The sequence below is a fragment of the Rhizobium rosettiformans W3 genome (genome assembly GCF_004912135.1).
In the GTDB taxonomy this organism is placed as follows: Bacteria; Pseudomonadota; Alphaproteobacteria; order Rhizobiales; family Rhizobiaceae; genus Allorhizobium; species Allorhizobium rosettiformans.
In genome coordinates this window covers 1-15754 of the sequence record NZ_STGU01000029.1, presented here as the reverse complement: position 1 = coordinate 15754, position 15754 = coordinate 1, and the positions used below count along the sequence as shown (strand labels likewise).

General features: G+C 56.5%; 14 protein-coding genes, 2 pseudogenes and 1 other annotated feature. Of the genes and pseudogenes, 9 read left to right on the top strand and 7 right to left on the bottom strand.

The genetic code is table 11. The annotated features are described in order from the left end of the window. Positions 1-353: pseudogene (locus FAA86_RS23270) on the top strand (hypothetical protein); the annotation flags it as partial. Between the two features lie 31 nt (positions 354-384). Here FAA86_RS23270 and FAA86_RS23265 read toward each other — a convergent pair. The 3 genes from FAA86_RS23265 to FAA86_RS23255 form a co-directional block, all read right to left on the bottom strand. Beyond that, positions 385-1620: a glycosyltransferase family protein gene (locus FAA86_RS23265; protein ID WP_136543579.1), complete on the bottom strand. Its 1236-nt coding sequence runs from the start codon at positions 1618-1620 to the stop codon at positions 385-387. 139 nt (positions 1621-1759) lie between these two features. Continuing rightward, a complete protein-coding gene (locus FAA86_RS23260) occupies positions 1760-2578 on the bottom strand; it encodes a glycosyltransferase family 29 protein (RefSeq protein WP_136543577.1) in 819 nt (272 codons plus the stop codon). Beyond that, a complete protein-coding gene (locus FAA86_RS23255) occupies positions 2578-3723 on the bottom strand; it encodes a polysaccharide pyruvyl transferase family protein (RefSeq protein WP_136543574.1) in 1146 nt (381 codons plus the stop codon). The genes FAA86_RS23260 and FAA86_RS23255 overlap by 1 nt, the downstream gene beginning before the upstream one ends. 107 nt (positions 3724-3830) lie before the next feature. Here FAA86_RS23255 and FAA86_RS23250 point away from each other — a divergent pair, with 107 nt between their 5' ends. Together FAA86_RS23250 and FAA86_RS23245 are read left to right on the top strand one after the other, a co-directional pair. Beyond that, complete coding sequence (locus FAA86_RS23250) at positions 3831-4787, top strand: Stealth CR1 domain-containing protein (protein WP_136543572.1); 957 nt, start codon at positions 3831-3833, stop codon at positions 4785-4787. A gap of 197 nt (positions 4788-4984) precedes the next feature. Continuing rightward, positions 4985-5413, top strand: coding sequence for a UDP-glucose/GDP-mannose dehydrogenase family protein (locus tag FAA86_RS23245; protein WP_136543571.1), 429 nt, complete (start codon positions 4985-4987; stop codon positions 5411-5413). Here FAA86_RS23245 and FAA86_RS23240 read toward each other — a convergent pair. After that, positions 5410-6761, bottom strand: a protein-coding gene (locus FAA86_RS23240) for an IS3 family transposase (protein WP_136543569.1) whose coding sequence is annotated in 2 segments (ribosomal slippage) — positions 5410-6425 and positions 6425-6761 — 1353 coding nt in all. Because the reading frame shifts where the segments join, the coding sequence is not laid out codon by codon here. The two genes, FAA86_RS23245 and FAA86_RS23240, sit on opposite strands and share 4 nt — an antisense overlap. A 251-nt stretch (positions 6762-7012) precedes the next feature. On the opposite strand from FAA86_RS23240, the gene FAA86_RS23235 reads away from it, so the two are divergent. The 3 genes from FAA86_RS23235 to FAA86_RS23225 all read left to right on the top strand — a co-directional run bounded on the left by FAA86_RS23235 (position 7013) and on the right by FAA86_RS23225 (position 9555). Further along, positions 7013-7312: a hypothetical protein gene (locus FAA86_RS23235; protein WP_136543567.1), complete on the top strand. Its 300-nt coding sequence runs from the start codon at positions 7013-7015 to the stop codon at positions 7310-7312. A 116-nt stretch (positions 7313-7428) separates the two neighbouring features. After that, complete coding sequence (locus tag FAA86_RS23230) at positions 7429-8901, top strand: methyl-accepting chemotaxis protein (protein WP_246035180.1); 1473 nt, start codon at positions 7429-7431, stop codon at positions 8899-8901. Positions 8902-9201: 300 nt separating this feature from the next. Further along, complete coding sequence (locus FAA86_RS23225) at positions 9202-9555, top strand: ArsR/SmtB family transcription factor (protein WP_246035179.1); 354 nt, start codon at positions 9202-9204, stop codon at positions 9553-9555. Positions 9556-9609: 54 nt separating this feature from the next. Here the strand turns inward: FAA86_RS23225 and FAA86_RS23220 are convergent, their stop codons facing one another. Beyond that, positions 9610-11142 carry a sensor histidine kinase gene (locus tag FAA86_RS23220; RefSeq protein WP_136543563.1) on the bottom strand — a complete coding sequence of 511 codons (1533 nt, stop codon included), beginning with the start codon at positions 11140-11142 and terminating at the stop codon, positions 9610-9612. A gap of 231 nt (positions 11143-11373) precedes the next feature. Between FAA86_RS23220 and FAA86_RS23215 the strand changes: the two genes are divergently transcribed. From FAA86_RS23215 to FAA86_RS23205, 3 genes and pseudogenes are all read left to right on the top strand, one after another. Then, positions 11374-12524, top strand: a protein-coding gene (locus tag FAA86_RS23215; protein WP_246035181.1) for an IS3 family transposase whose coding sequence is annotated in 2 segments (ribosomal slippage) — positions 11374-11647 and positions 11647-12524 — 1152 coding nt in all. Because the reading frame shifts where the segments join, the coding sequence is not laid out codon by codon here. A 204-nt stretch (positions 12525-12728) separates the two neighbouring features. Next, positions 12729-13902, top strand: a pseudogene (locus FAA86_RS23210) (IS3 family transposase). Then, positions 12956-13072: a sequence feature (AL1L pseudoknot), on the top strand. It overlaps the preceding pseudogene by 117 nt. A gap of 211 nt (positions 13903-14113) precedes the next feature. After that, positions 14114-14413 (top strand): ArsR/SmtB family transcription factor, encoded by a 300-nt coding sequence (locus FAA86_RS23205; protein WP_167495080.1) that lies wholly within the window; start codon positions 14114-14116, stop codon positions 14411-14413. A gap of 78 nt (positions 14414-14491) precedes the next feature. Here the strand turns inward: FAA86_RS23205 and FAA86_RS23200 are convergent, their stop codons facing one another. Beyond that, entirely contained in the window at positions 14492-14695 is a 204-nt protein-coding gene (locus FAA86_RS23200; protein ID WP_136543560.1) for a hypothetical protein, read from the bottom strand. Between the two features lie 131 nt (positions 14696-14826). Then, the coding region (locus FAA86_RS23195) for an IS256 family transposase (protein ID WP_136543559.1) at positions 14827-15754 on the bottom strand (928 nt) is incomplete at its 5' end.

Below are 15754 nucleotides of genomic sequence, written 5' to 3'. Positions count from 1 at the left end.
AGAAGGCGAAATGGAGAGTGCGCTTGAAGCGAGCCTACTTCAACAAGGCTTTTTCTGTATGGATGAGCGGCAGCGAACGTGAGACCTGTGACGATCCTCAACAAGCCTTCTATCCGCTAGCGCTGTTGCATGAGTTGACCAACCGGCTTGGGGCTGAGCCATCCGTGGGGGCGAAGACCCTTCATATGCTCACCGAGCTAACAGATGCCCACATCCTCATGTTCGGTTTCGACTTCAAGCAAAGCACGAGCTTTTATCGCCGCAAGGAAAACCGCGGACCACATGACTGGGCCGCTGAACGAGACTACGCCTTGTCACTGTGCCAAAAGGGCCGCGTTAGCTTGATCGCTTAGTGCGGTGAAGGGTGCTCCTCCGTCGCGCACATCAACAGGAACTCTCATCGAAGAACATCACTCGTCTGCGAAACTCCCGCGCCACCTCATCGAGCTTCGGCAAGTAAGCGTCAGCGGCAGGCTCCACCTCCAGACGATTTCGAAGAGTATGAGCGCCAAAACGTTCGGCAGCTTCTCTTCGACATGCTTCCACAAAATGCATCCGGCCATTGTCGTCAGCGCTCAGGCGGTCAATGACCCTGGATACCTCATGTGGCTGGCAGTATATCGCCAATTCTCCGAAGGTTGTTTCAAACGCTGGCGGTAGCACAACCGGAACGCCACACAGAACTGCTTCGACGATCGTACGTCCGAATGCCTCGTCTCTCTTCCGCGCGGGGAAATTTACGAAGACATCGAGTTGAGACAAGTACTCGGCTACACCAGATGCACCGAACGGCTTCACCACCCAGTTGCTCGGTAGGGAGCCAAGCCGCTGCCTTGGTACGTCCGCGCCTCCCAGTATGCTGACTGTGATATCGGAGCGGTTCGGATAGGCGTCCTGAAGTTCTTCTGGATCTTCGAGCCATTTTCCTTCGTGATCGCGACCGTGACGCCCAATGACCAATGGCCGATTGAGGACTGGCTTGGGAGCGTAGGGGAAGTCTTCAAGCCTAAAGGCAGGCGGCCAGTCGTGAGAGGCAAGCAACCGAGGGCTCCTTGAATCCTCGAGAGACCGCTCGGCCTCCGATCGGATCAAGGGGCTGATCGGGTATATCTTTGACTTCGGAAAGCCGATCTCCGCGACCCGCTGATGCAACGCATCCCAATTGAACAGTGGTTTGCCGTTCTCGCTCCAAGCCGAGTTGTTGACGACGTAGAGTGCACGCTCCGCCTCAATCCGTCTGGCGAGGTTTCTAAACGCCGGGGTCATCGCCATTCGAGGTCCGCGTACGATCAGGGTACGGCACTTCAGGTTCTTCACGGCATGAGACGGCACCACATAGTCCATCACAACGAGGTATCGCTCCGCCACCCAATTCCATTTCCACGCTGAACGCTTCACCGGGCAATGAACGATGACGCAGGTCAAGCCCTGGGCCGATAGCGCCTCCAGTTCAGTAATGGTTGTCGAAGCGTTTCCGCCTACAAATGCGCAGTTTGTGACGATGCAGACATCGACCGATATGTCCCCGCCATCTCTAAAGTTTGATGCGGCGACCACGCCGTAAGGCGGGGGCTGCAAATGCGAGGCCCACCGAGCGATGGTGGTTGAGAGAGACGACATGCAAGCTCCATTCGTTTATTCATCGCTCGCCACTGGATGTCTTCAGAGCCAGCTCTTGTTGAGTTCCGTCTGCCTGAACGAGTGTTTCCTCGCCAATCGGCGCAAGCAGGGCAGCCTCCGGCCTCAAGGCCAGCTGATCCTAATCGTGATCCATCTCGGGGAAGTCTGTCGCTTCGTGGAGATGATGAGCAACATTTTTTCCGAGAACGACCTTCACGCCTCGTTCACGTGCCTGAGCCACCTCGTGCAGGATTACGCGCTTCTCCTGTGCCGGATCGTGAACCATTGAGGCAGCAACCCATTCACGGGCATCTTTGCTTGTCTTTACCGTGTCATTGTAACCTTCAACATACGGAGTCTGGAAGAACGTGAAGCCATGCAACTGAAGTTCTCTCACATCGCATTCGAGGAAGAAGAGGATTGCGCTTGTTCCAATTGTTGGCTGGTGCCCATGGAGCTTTCGCCGAAGTTTCTCGCAGAACCTGACAGAGGGAACTGCCAGCGACACCTGGGGATATGCTGACAGCTCGGCTTTTTTCTCAAACAAGCGAGCCTTGCTTCCTTTGAAGCCCCAGTGAGGAAATACGCAGTATTGGACCTTATGGGCGAGCAGTAGGGCAGGAGGAATAGAGCCGGCGCTACGCTGGCCTTGCTCATTCAGGTTGTGGAACAGAACGTCGGTACGAGACCCAAGCCTTCCATCGCATTCAAGAGCCAGAGCGATCCCGTTGTTGAGGCGAACAATGACGTCGAAGCTGTCTACCACAAGATCTTCGAGGTCATCGAATAGTGTTCTAGCAGGCCCCAGGATAACCACGCGCTTGCCACGGAACATGTCACTGTTGAGTGGCGGAATGCGCCATGGGTTCAGAGCCGAGGCGGAAAGGCGAAATCGAAGCCAACGTTGAAGGAGGTCGATGTTTCGCCCCAAACCGAGGAGACCTTGTCGAAGAGCCATCATCCCTCACCCGAGACCTGTAGCGGACTCCATGATAGGTGAAGCGCCTTCTCCTTATAGCTAGCGAGTTTATGTCGTATCTCGTCAGCATAATCTTGAGCGAGACTGAGGGTTGCTGCGTTGAGATCTGCTAACGCGTTCACAGAAACAGGCAATCGAGCATCTTGCACCACCGCCCTTACCATCGGCCGATCCACCAATGGCACCACGCTGCTCTGTGAGAATGACGCCAGGATTAATCCGTGGAGGCGGTTTGTTACGACGATCGTTGAGGATTGCATCGCGCTGACAGCGCCCTGCCAAGTCAGGGGCGCGATGAAGTCTACTCCAAGCCTGTCCGCAACTGTCTTCTGTACAGGTCCATCTTCGATGGCGCAGGTGCTCAGAAGAACTGGTTCCAGACCCGCATTCTGTGCGCGGATCAGCGCCGCTTCGATTTGGTCCGGAGGCTGACTTGTCAACACAAACAATACGCGCTTCCGCTCGCCTTCTGCCGCGCTATGGCTTGCGGGCTTCGGCGCCGCAAAGACGCAGTCGGCACCTAACACAGCGTTAAGCTTTAGCTCCTGAAGCATTCTGCGGGTCTGGCTGTCCCTGGCAATGAGCGGTGGCTTTATGAGACTGAGGTCGCGCGAAAGAGAAGCTCTGCCGTTCACCTTCCATAGGGAGGAAGATACGGAAACCGGATAGGAGTAGATCTCGGCGTTGCAGGCGGCGATGGCTCGTAGATTGGCGAACATAGAGACGCCGGAATTCAATCCTGTCCATTGGGCCCCCCCCGCAACGAACACAGCCTTGTATTGACTGAACCGCTTGCCGAAGTCCGTTGAGGCCTTCCTCGCCAAGCGCGATATTCGCCAACCCTGATATAGTCGGAGGCAACCTACAGCCCGCAGGCAACGCACCATGCCTTGCCCCAGTGGCTTATCATCGGGATAGGTTGTTCCCATATGTTCGAATGGGGGGGCTGATTGTTTGAAGGCTTCAAGCCGCGCTTCATCGATGGACACAAACGGTTGGGAGTATACATGTATTGTGCTGTCCGGCGCCCGTGAACGAATATCAGCGAGCATCGAGTGCAGGATGGCGAAGTCTCCTAAATTACCTTTAAGATTAGCATATACTATTGCGAAAATCTCGCTCATCAAGCTTCCCTGCTCGTCACGGCTTGGTACGTGTCCTCGGTAGACAGCTGACGTGGTGATGCCTATACCAAGCAGGCAAGTCAACAAGCTACAATGGGCGCCGACAGATGGACATAGATGCGGTTATCACCTGGGTCGATGGCGATGATCCTCTCCATGCTGAAAAACGGGCTTTCTACAGCGGCGAGAGCAATCATCCAGTTTCGACATCCGCCACTCGCTTTGCCAGCCGGGGAGAACTGAAATACTCTGTTCTCTCCATTCTTCGATTTTGCCCCTTCGTCCGTAAGATCCACATCGTCACGGACGGCCAAGATCCAGGCTTTCTTTGGCAAGTGCTCGCACCGAGCCCGGAATGGCATGCAAAGGTGGAGGTTGTTGATCATTCAGCCATCTACGGCGAGCATTCCGATCTCCTTCCCGTTTTCAGTTCCCGCTCGATTGAGACAATGCTCCACCGGATCCCGGGGTTGAGCGAGCATTTCATCTATTTCAATGACGACATGTTCATCGGCCGTCCCTTGGAAGCTGATTTCTTTTTCCGGTCAGGAAAGCCAGTGTTACGAGGGGAGTTCAGGAGGAGCGGAGGGAGGCTCACCTGGCTGAAGCAGTACTTACGGCGCGGGGTAAAGCGCCCCAGTTTCAAGGAAGCGCAGAGAGAAGCCGCTGGTGTGGTAGGGTTCACCGGCAAGTACTTCCTCGCCGAGCATCTACCTTACCCGATGAGGTGCAGCACCTTGCACAACTATTATGCCATGAGGGCCGACGAATTGCGACAGCAAGCAGGGCATCGCTTCCGCAGCGCCGATCAGCTTTCTCCTATTGGGCTGGCTAATCATCTAGAACTGCTGGAGGGCGCGCCTTTCGAGCCTTCAACCAGGGGAGGCTATATCAAGCCACCCAAGAATGACTACGGGTGGAAGAAGGTTGCCCGAACATTGGCCGACTTGAAGAACGGCGAATTGGCAGCACTCTGCGTACAAAGCCTTGATCAGTTCGCCGATCATCATCGCCGAGCGGTGCTGTTCGAGCTCGATGAACGGTATGTACGTGATTATTCATGAACCTCTAGGCCCTACGATAGAATGGCGCCATCACCGCCGCGGATCAGCTCTTCCGTTTGATCATCGGCCATCAACTCTGTAATTAGCCCTGCCTAGGAGCACACTTTTCTCGATCGCTTCCTTGGAAACGCCCGAGGAAGTTCAGCCAAAGCCATGGTGGCCGCTGGCATGAGATCCCATCAACCAGGTTATCATTTATGCGCGTGACTTTCTTCGGAACGGGATATGTTGGCCTTGTCCAGGCGGCGGTGTTTGCCGACGCTGGCTACCAGGTGATGTGCGTTGATGTAAATCACCAGAAGATTGCCGATTTGCGGAACGGCAAGATCCCCATTTATGAGCCGGGTTTAGAGATCCTGGTCCAAGACAATCTTCAAGCAGAACGGCTTCATTTCACAAGCGATGCTCAAGAAGGCGTTGCCTTCTCCGACCTTCAGTTCATTGCCGTTGGAACACCGCCAGATGAAGACGGCTCTGCTGATCTCCGGCATGTTCTGACGGTAGCAGAAACCATTGCGGAGTGCATGGAGCAGGGCAAAACGATCATCTGTCCGTCGTCGAATGATTTGAGACGTTTTGGGCTTTGGAAGAATGGAGTTTCCGGCTCGGTTTGCGGGTTGATTTAAGCCGCTTTGGCTTGGTGGTTCAAGCGGCGCTGTTTGATGGTGTCGCGTTTGATCCTTTCGCGTTCGAGCAGGATGGTCTGGCCGCGTCCGAAGTAGACGTCGGCCGGAGTGAGATTGTCGAGGCTTTCGTGGTATCGACGATGATTGTAATGCTCGACGAAGGCCGCGATCTGCGCCTCAATGTCTTCCTTGAAGAAGTAGTTTTCCAGCAGGATGCGGTTCTTCAACGTCTGATGCCAGCGTTCTATCTTGCCCTGCGTCTGCGGATGACCCGGAGCGCCGTGGACCTGGTGAATGTTGAATCTCTCCAGCCATTCACCGAGATCGGAGGCGACGTAACACGGGCCGTTGTCGGACAGCAGGCGCGGCCGGTGCTCCACCTTGACCTTGTCGCAGCCTGAGGCGGCCAGCGCCAGGTCGAGCGTGGCTGTGACATCGTCCACTTTCATGCTGGTGCACAGCTTCCAGGCAATGATGTATCGCGAGAAGTCATCGAGAATGGTCGACAGGTAGAACCATCCCCAGCCGATGACCTTCAGGTAGGTGAAGTCGGTCTGCCACATCTCGTTCGGCCGCGTGGTCTTGTCCTTGAACTCGTCGTTGGCCTTGATGACAATATAGGCTGGCGACGTGATCAGGTCGTGGACCTTGAGCAGGCGGTAGACCGAAGCCTCTGATACGAAATAGCTTTCCGTGTCGGTGAACTTCACCGCCAGCTCGCGCGGCGACAGATCGGCGTGGTCCAGCGCCATGGTGACAATGCGATCCCTGATATCGTCAGGAATGCGGTTCCACACCCGTGATGGCGCAGAAGTCCGGTCTTCCAGCCCCTCGACGCCATGGGTCTGGAACCGGTCATACCATCGATAGAAGGTAGGTCTCGGAATGCCGAGCTTTTCGAGTGTCTGCCTGACTGACAAATGCGACTGCTCGACCAGCCGGATGATCTCAAGCTTTTCGGTGGCGGGATATCTCATTCGTCGTCGCCCCCATGCCCGATCATGCTTTTTTTGAGCAGGCGGTTCTCCAGGGTGAGGTCGGCCAGCGCCTCCTTCAGGTCGCGGCTCTCCTTACGCAGCGCCTTCACCTCGTCACTCGTTGCCGAACGGGAGGTATCGCCCGCAAGGCGCTTCTTGCCAGCTTCGAGGAATTCCTTCGACCAGCTATAATACAGGCTCTCGGCGATCCCCTCGCGGCGGCAGATCGCGGCGATGCTGTCTTCGCCACGTAGGCCTTCCAGGACGACACGGATTTTGTCCTCCGCTGAATGGTGCTTGCGCGTGGCGCGGCGGATGTCCTTGATCGTCTTCTCGGCCGTCGATGTCTGAGGCCCGGATTTTTGTCTCATCTTCGCTTCCTTTGATAGAGCTACGATGAGCCGAAAATCCTCTCTTCTCAATTAAGCTAGTTTTGTCTCATGGGCGCTGATGTCGGACAGTAAAGATCCCGCCCCTCAAGCAAGAGCATTGTTACGCACCGTGCAACTTGAGCACGGCACGTTGAACTTAATCATATTTTAGCGTTGTGTGTAGTAATACGGATCCTCGTAAATCCCGAGCGTAACGCTTTGAACCTGGCTCGTCGGAAACCGAAGGCGTCATGAGGTCCCTCATCTCCGTAGCTTACTTTTCCCTCGCTCTGATTGTCATCACAGCGATCGCGGCAAGGCCAACCGGCCCCTTCGTCCTGGTGATCACTTCGCCGGCAGGGGATGTCGCTGGTTCGATGTCCGTCATTGAAAAGGCAGACGGTGCATTCGTCTGGTCGGGCAGCGTGCCTTGGATGTCTGTCGCTTATTCGCAGGCCCCGGATTTCTCGGAGCGGCTTCTCGAAGCCGGCGCTCTGCTCGTAATCAACCATGATCTGGCAATCGGATGCCAGCAAGGAATGAACTCATGAATGAACTGAAGAAGCTCAGAGACGGGGTATCCTACGTCATCGTCGGGCTGCTGTGGGTCAACTTTGCGCTCATCGTCATTCGCAATCTCTTTCGCGAAGCGGGCGCTGACTGGGTAATGATCCTGGGCACCATGGCCCTGCTGTTACCCGCCACGTTGCTTTGGAAGAGGGACCGCACCGGAGCGACGACGCGTATGGTGACCTCGATGGCGAACGCCGCGACGGTCGCCATCCTCGTGTTCGCATTTCAGGGATCGCCGTTGCAAATCGACCTGCACATGTATTTCTTCGCGAGCCTTGCGATTTGTGCTGCCTGGATCGACTGGAAGGCCATCATCGGCTACGCGGCACTCGTCGCGATCCATCATCTCCTGCTTTATGTGGCGATGCCGCTTGCCGTTTTCCCTGGTGATTCCGACTTTGCGCGTGTCATCCTGCATGCGGTCGTCCTGATTGTGCAGAGCATAGTGCTGATCGCTCTCACATCCGCTGTGGTCAAGGCCTTTGATGTCTCTGACAAGGCCGTGTCGGACGCGCTTGCTGCGGAGAGGCAAGCTGTGAGTATGGCTGAACAGGTCAAGCGAACCGATGCTGCCGCCGTGGCTGAGCGTCAGAAACGTGAAGCGGAGAAGGCAGGGGAAGCTGAGGCGGTTGACTTCGCCGTGACAGAGTTGGCCAAATCGCTTCAGAAACTGGCTGAAGGAGATCTCTCCTGCCGGATCGACACAGCCTTCGCCGGAGCCCTCGATGGCTTGCGCTCTTCGTTCAACTCGTCCGTCGAGAAACTCGAAGTGGTCGTCTCGCAGGTCGGGCAGGTCGCATCGGTGCTGCGTGCCGGAACGAGCCAGATTGGGCAGGCGAACAATGATCTCTCCACCCGCAGCGAACGCCAGGCCGCCTCTGTGGAAGAAACTGCAAGCGCTCTTTCGAGCGTGATGTCGACGGTGAAGGAAACTGCGTCCGTTGCAGATTCGGTGGGCAAGCTGGTGGACCAAGCAAGAACCGGCGCGGAGCGCTCCGGAACAATCGTAACAGATGCCGTATCTGCTATGAGCCGCATTGAGCAGTCCTCGCAGTCGATATCCAACATCATCGGTGTGATTGATGAGATCGCCTTCCAGACCAATTTGCTGGCGCTGAATGCAGGCGTCGAGGCAGCCCGCGCCGGGGAGGCAGGCAAGGGCTTCGCCGTTGTGGCCCAAGAAGTGCGAGAGCTTGCCCAGCGCTCAGCCAGTGCTGCCAAGGAAATCAAGGCTCTGATCAATGCGTCCGGCGAGGAAGTCCGCCATGGTGTGTCGCTGGTCGATCAGGCGGGCGAAGCGCTTGGCACCATTTCGACTGAGGTTCAGGCGATCAGCCGAGAGATCTGCAAGATCATCGACGGAGCCAAGACGCAGGCTGAGGGCCTTTCCGAAATCGACACCGCGCTCGGACAGATCGACAGGAATACTCAGCAGAATGCAGCCATGGTCGAAAAGTCGAGTGCAGCGATTCAGCAACTGGTGCAGGAAGCTACCACCTTGGATCACCTTATGTCGCAGTTCAAGGTTGGGTCGAGAACAAGTCACGCGAACCGTCGCGCGGCTTGACCTGGCTCGCACTCAGCTCCCGTTTTTGAACGGGAGCGCACTCGAATAAGACGGTGATTAGGCCTAAAGACTGTAAACCGCCAATTACCGGTGGCGTTAGACGGGTAGAAGGACTGTCACAGAGATGTGAGGGTGCTCACTTGCGTTGAGCGTCGGTTCGACGACTGGCAAGAGCTGTCTGGCTGGTCCCGCAGCGTGCCGAGTTGCACGATAAACAAGCGCCTGCAAATTCCACCTCGTGTTTACGTTTTTTTAACCATATTCCGATTTCATGTTGGAGAGGTTGAGGGAGACGTCGCGATGAACATGCTGGTCCGAGATATGGTGCCGCAACAATCAACGCCTATGGATGAGGTCGATCTTGAACAGATAGCTATGCTATTCTCCACGCTCGCGAATTCCGCAAGGTTGGCGATTTTTTGCCGGATCATTGAGCGAGAGTGGTCCGTGAACGATCTGGCAGACGAGGTAGGTCTCCGTCAATCGGCTCTCTCTCAGCATTTACGCAAGCTTCGGGATGCAAAAGTCGTGAAAACACGGCGCGAACGGCAAATCGTCTACTACCGTTGCGCAGATGCGACAGTTTTAAGGCTCTTGTCACAGGTCGGCCTCATCGGATCCGAGCAGCTCATCACAGAGTTGCCTTCGATCTAACCGCTGGATTGGCATTCTCTACCGAACGCTACTAGCCGACTGGATTTACGCCGCTCACATCAGCTTTAGAACGGCGATAAACCGCGTGCCCCCATCCGCCTCGAAACGGAAATCGCCAGCTAGCTGGCGAACGGCGCCGTCGATTAGCCGTGTACCTGTTCCAGGTTGGATGCTGGACGTATCAAATCCGGTTCCATGATCAGCGATAGTCAAGCTCGTTCGTCCACCTGCGTCGGGCAATGTCAGCTTAACGAGCAATTCACCGCGGTGCCCGCTCGGGTAGGCATATTTGATGGCGTTGGTGACGACCTCATTGACCAATAATGCCAGCGCGGTTGCTTTCTCGGCCGACACCGCCTGTGAAGACATATGGTATTCGACCGTAAACTGAGCATCATGTGCTGCTAGTGCTTCGGAGACCACAGTGCCGATGAGCTCTGCCGCATCGATAGCGGCATAGGCATCATGCTTATAAATCTGTTCATGCACGGCGATCATCGACTTGATCCGGCTGTTTAGCGCGTCAAAGCCTTCGGATCCTCGCATCTGCAGCCGAACAAGCGACACCACAGATTGCAGATTATTCTTTACCCGGTGATGGATTTCCCGAAGTAGTAGCTCGTTGGCCTCGAGCGCCTCGGCCAGTTGAGCAGATTGCTTTTCCTGCGTGCGCAGAAGATGGGCTATCCACCAGCCAGCCATGCCGGCACCGCCTATCACCACGAGGGCGACGACGCTGAGCATGATTAGTGTGCGCCAAAAGGGCTGTATAAGAAATCCGTAATCCGCTGCTGCAACGGCCACGAACGGCGTGCCCTCTACTTGCCGGTAGGCGACAAGCCGACTGACACCGTCCATCGGCGAAGCATCGGCGTGATAGGTGCCGGCGGGCGCCTCCTTGAGGTACTTGGTGAACAGTACATAACCCGACATGTCCAAAGGTGTCTTGGGTAGAGGGTATCGCGCGACCAGCATGCCATCGTCCCGGATGAAGCTGATAGCGTAGTTACCGCCGAGATCCACCGTCTCCCAGATCGACTGGAGGATCTCCACCGGTACAGCCACCATGATTGCGCCGGCAAATTCCCCGTTGCGGATGACACGACGACTATAGACGAAGATCTGGCTACCGTTGGTACGACTGCTTAATAGAGATGATGCGTATTCCAATTGTCCATCTTTGACGGCGATGAAATAATCACGATCGGTGATGTCGACGGGCTTGATGTCCGGGTCGGTCGAGTAGACGGTTCGTCCCTCTCGATCAACGACATAGGCTAGGACTCCTGCGGGCAGGCCTTGGGTCGCCTGTTTCAAGTCTCGAATACCGCCGTCGAAGGTGAGATCAGCGGAGCGTAGCGAATCATCAATACGTCGAAGCGACTGGATCGCCATCTGATGGATCCAGGATACGTGGCTCGCAACGATCTTCGCCGACGCTGAGACACGATCCTCAGCTCGGCTGATCGTTGAAGTGTAAGATTGGCTCGCCCATGTCGCCAAGATAGCCAGAAGGGCGATCAGCGCCGCCGCCATCGCGATCGCCGCAATCCTGGAAACCGACCGGGTTGTATGCCACACAGCCACCCGTATCCTCCGCCTGGTGAGTTCAGGAACCTAGCGAAACTACAGCTACGAACTCGATGTCAGTAGATCAAGAGAATTTGATAAAATGATGTGCACAGATTGCACGATCTTCAACCCACTTTCGAAAGCAACTTGCTCCAAGCATGTTTGGGGCCAGTATTTCGTCCTGGACGGGAAGGCGCAGTGCTGGCCGGAGCAGGGCAGCTCAATTACAAGCAACCTTCGAGTGAACTGCCCCCCATTTCGACAATCATTGAGCAGAGTTTCGAACCAGGCGAGACAGTGTCTTCGGCCGCTCGCCGCCATGGCGTTGCGCCCAATCTGCTTTACCGGTGGCGCAGGCTCTTGAGCGAGGGAGGTGCTGCAGCCGTGGATTCTGACGAGCCGGTTGTCGGCAATTCGGAAGTGAAGAAGCTGGAGGATCGTGTCCGCGAGCTGGAGCGTATGCTCGGTCGCAAGACGATGGAGGTCGAAATCCTCCGCGAAGCCTTGTCCACAGCAGACTCAAAAAAACGGATATCGCGGCCGATCTTGTTGCCGAAGGACGGTTCCCGATGAAGACCGTCGCCGACACGCTGGGCGTATCCCGTTCGAATCTGATCGAGCGCCTGAAATGCAGATCGAAGCCGCGCGGCTCCTATCACAAGGCCGAGGATGCAGAGCTTTTGCCCATCATCCGCAGGCTGGTGGATCAAAGGCCAACCTATGGCTATCGGCGGATCGCCGCGCTCCTCAATCGCGAAAGGCGAGCCGCCGATAAGCCTGTCGTCAACGCCAAACGGGTTCATCGCATCATGGGCAACCACGCCATGCTGCTGGAGAAGCATACGGCCGTTCGCAAGGGCCGCATCCATGACGGCAAGGTGATGGTCATGCGCTCGAACCTGCGCTGGTGCTCTGATGGGCTGGAGTTCGCTTGCTGGAATGGCGAGGTCATCCGTCTCGCCTTCATCATCGACGCCTTCGACCGCGAGATCATCGCCTGGACGGCAGTCGCCAACGCGGGCATCTCCGGCTCTGACGTGCGCGATATGATGCTGGAGGCGGTCGAGAAGCGGTTCGTAGCAACGAGAGCCCCGAACGCAATCGAGCATCTCTCGGACAATGGCTCTGCTTACACCGCGAGGGACACGAGGCTGTTTGCCCAGGCGCTCAATCTGACGCCTTGCTTCACGCCGGTGGCCAGTCCGCAGTCGAACGGCATGTCGGAAGCCTTCGTCAAAACCCTGAAGCGGGATTACATCCGCATATCGGCACTGCCGGACGCCGAAACTGCGCTCCGGCTCATCGACGGATGGATCGAGGACTACAATGAAATCCATCCCCATTCCGCGCTCAAGATGGCTTCCCCTCGGCAGTTCATCAGGGCTAAATCAAACTAGCCGACATGTCCGGTGAAACGGGGTGCACTCCATCGAGCACTCAGTAGTCACTAAAAATAACTTCGACAACTTTCAAATCATGATGCCGACCTCAAGGTGAACCGCCCCGGCTTTGCCGGAGACCCCAACTCGTGAGAAGTAGGGTCTATGACAAGCAAAACGACAAACAAGTTTTCTCCTGAAGTCCGCGCTCGCGCCGTTCGAATGGTGGTTGAGCATGAAACGGAACATCCTTCGCGATGGGCGGCTGTGTCTTCCATCGCCGCCAAGATTGGTTGCTCGGCGCATACACTGCATGAGTGGGTAAAGAAGGCCGAGGTCGATAGTGGTAAGCGGGCAGGTCTGCCGAGCGATGTGGCCGAGAAGATGAAGGCTCTTGAGCGGGAGAATCGCGAGCTTCGTCAGGCAAACGAGATTTTGCGCAAGGCGTCGGCGTATTTTGCGATGGCGGAGCTCGACCGCCCACTGAAGCGATGATTTCTTTCATCGACGAACACCGCTCGATGCTCGGGGTCGAGCCAATCTGCAAGCTGCTGCCGATTGCCCCGTCCACCTACTATGAGGTCATCGCCAAGCGCACGGACGTGGGCCGTCTGTCGGTCCGCGCCCGACGCGACATTGCCATGAAGGTCGAGATACGCAGGGTGTTCAACGAGAACTTCCAGGTCTATGGCGTTCGCAAAGTCTGGCGACAATTGCAGCGAGAAGGCTTCGACATCGCCCGATGCACCGTCGCAAGGCTCATAAGAACGATGGGTCTTCAGGGCGTCATTCGCGGCAAGTCAGTCAAAACCACCATGTCGGACAAGTCCGCGCCGTGCCCGCTCGACCGTGTGAACCGGCACTTCCATGCACCCGCGCCGAACATGCTCTGGCTTTCTGACTTCACCTATGTGGCCACTTGGCAGGGCTTCGTTTACGTCGCGTTCGTGATCGACGCCTTCGCTCGACGCATCGTCGGTTGGCGAGCAAGTCGGACTGCCCATGCGGTTTCGTTCTCGATGCTCTCGACCAGGCGCTTCATGATCGGCGGCCCGTCCACCGTGGCGGGCTGGTTCATCATTCCGACCGCGGCTCGCAATATGTATCCATTCGCTATTCCGAACGGCTGGCAGAAGCGGGCATCGAGCCGTCTGTCGGAAGCGTTGGCGACAGTTATCACAATGCTCTCGCCGAAACGATCAACGGTCTTTACAAGGCCGAGGTTATCCATCGCCGGGGACCGTGGCGCAACTTCGAAGCTGTGGAGTTCGCCACGCTCGAATGGGTCGATTGGTTCAACAATCGCCGCCTTCTGGAGCCCATCGGAAATATTCCGCCCGCCGAGGCTGAAGAACGATACTACGCCATGCTGGACGCGCCAGCCATGGCCGCATAACTTAAACCAAACGGTCTCCGGCAAAGCCGGGGCGGTTCACTGTGCCCTTGGAGGGTAAAGGGCAATTGTTATCGAGGCAAGGGAATAAGGGGCATGTAGAACTGCAGCCTTATGGCAGATGTACTCGCTTAGTTGGTAACAAAAGTGTCTGTTGTCTTCCCCCTTCGGCGCAGCCAACATGCTGATAATTGAAGGTTATGGTTTAGACACGATGAAGCTAGATTTCGAAACGGCCATGAAGGCGCTAAGCCACCCAGCACGTATGGAATTCCTGATCTGGCTCAGGGATCCTGAAAAGTATTTTGGACTTTCCGCTGAAAGCGCGGCCCATGGGGTGATGGCTGGAAAGTTCGAGATCGGTGGGATGTCACAGTCGGCTGTTTCCGGACATTTACATATTTTGCTGAGAGCGGGCTTTCTGACCTCTCGTAGGATCGGCCAGCACGTTTTTTATCGCCGCAACGAAGAAGCGATTGCTGAATTTAAAGGGTGGCTGGTCGACCAGATATGAGAGGTGCCTGTGCGACAGTCTCACCGACGGGGGGATGGGTCAGGGCGGGTATTGGTGGCACATCTTTTTGGCACTTGCTCAGAAGGAGCCAGACAGCTTTGAGGATATGGTTGTCTGGGAATCATTTGCCGTGACGTCATCTTCCTTGCGCATGACCCGCGCGATTTCCACGGTAAGCGTGCGCTCAGGCAAAATCATCCAGCTGAGCTGGGCGCTCAGGCTGCTCTGCCGATGGCGGTAGTCAAAATACACCCATTCGCTGAGAAACCTTTCAAATGCCAACGTCAGTCTCATCTTCTCAGACAGTTGGGATCCGACTTCGACGGCAATGCTCTTTGATCTCTTTGATCGTGTCCCACTGCGTGGTGTAGCTCCGGCGCTGGCCGTGCCTTCCGGACAAAGCCGGGAACTGATCAGCTTGCGGCTGGCAGGCTGATAAGTGGATCATCGCTCATTGCTGCTATGGTCTCAAGTGTCATGTAGCGGGATCGCTGAACGGCCCACTCGTCGTTTTGCTCGAGCAGCAGCGCTCCCACGAGCCTGACGATGGCATCGTCGTTGGGGAAGATGCCGACGACTTCTGTGCGTCGCTTGATCTCGCCGTTGAGACGCTCGATCGGATTTGTCGAATGAAGCTTGGCCCAGTGCTGCCTGGGAAAGGTCATGTAGGCGAGCACGTCCTGCTCGGCACTATCCATCAGCGTGGCGAGTTTCGGCACCTTCGGCCTGATCTGGTCGGCGACATTGCGCCATTGGGTGCTTGCCGCCTCCGGGGTGTCCTGGGCAAAGGCCGTGGCGATGAAGGCGGAGACGACACGCCGTCCGCTCTTGCCGGCATGAGCGAGGGCATTGCGCATGAAGTGAACCCGGCACCTCTGCCAGGTGGCGGAAAGCACCTTCGACACGGCTGCCTTGATGCCCTCGTGTGCATCGGAGACCACGAGCTTGACGCCGCGCAGGCCTCGTCTGGTCAGCTTGCGTAGGAACTCGGTCCAGATCGCTTCTGCCTCGGATGTGCCGATTTCCATGCCTAGCACCTCGCGCCGGCCGTCAGTGTTCACACCCACCGCGATGATGACCGCTACCGAGACAATACGACCGCCGCGACGAACCTTCAGGTAGGTGGCATCGATCCAGAGATATGGCCACTCGCCCTCGATAGGGCGGTCGAGGAAGGCTTTGACCTTGTCATCGATCTCTTCGCAGAGCCGCGATACCTGGCTCTTGGAGATGCCCGACATGCCCATCGCCTTGACGAGATCATCGACGGATCGGGTCGAAACGCCTTGGATATAGGCTTCCTGAATTGCCGTCAGAGCCTTCTCGGCCATGCGGCGCGGT

Coding starts and splice junctions, on each gene's coding strand:
- FAA86_RS23260 (WP_136543577.1), bottom strand. CDS start 2,578: ATGGCTCTTCGACAAGGTCTCCTCGGTTTGGGGCGAAACATCGACCTC.
- FAA86_RS23265 (WP_136543579.1), bottom strand. CDS start 1,620: ATGTCGTCTCTCTCAACCACCATCGCTCGGTGGGCCTCGCATTTGCAG.
- FAA86_RS23205 (WP_167495080.1), top strand. CDS start 14,114: ATGAAGCTAGATTTCGAAACGGCCATGAAGGCGCTAAGCCACCCAGCA.
- FAA86_RS23255 (WP_136543574.1), bottom strand. CDS start 3,723: ATGAGCGAGATTTTCGCAATAGTATATGCTAATCTTAAAGGTAATTTA.
- FAA86_RS23230 (WP_246035180.1), top strand. CDS start 7,429: ATGATCCTGGGCACCATGGCCCTGCTGTTACCCGCCACGTTGCTTTGG.
- FAA86_RS23235 (WP_136543567.1), top strand. CDS start 7,013: ATGAGGTCCCTCATCTCCGTAGCTTACTTTTCCCTCGCTCTGATTGTC.
- FAA86_RS23245 (WP_136543571.1), top strand. CDS start 4,985: ATGCGCGTGACTTTCTTCGGAACGGGATATGTTGGCCTTGTCCAGGCG.
- FAA86_RS23225 (WP_246035179.1), top strand. CDS start 9,202: ATGAACATGCTGGTCCGAGATATGGTGCCGCAACAATCAACGCCTATG.
- FAA86_RS23250 (WP_136543572.1), top strand. CDS start 3,831: ATGGACATAGATGCGGTTATCACCTGGGTCGATGGCGATGATCCTCTC.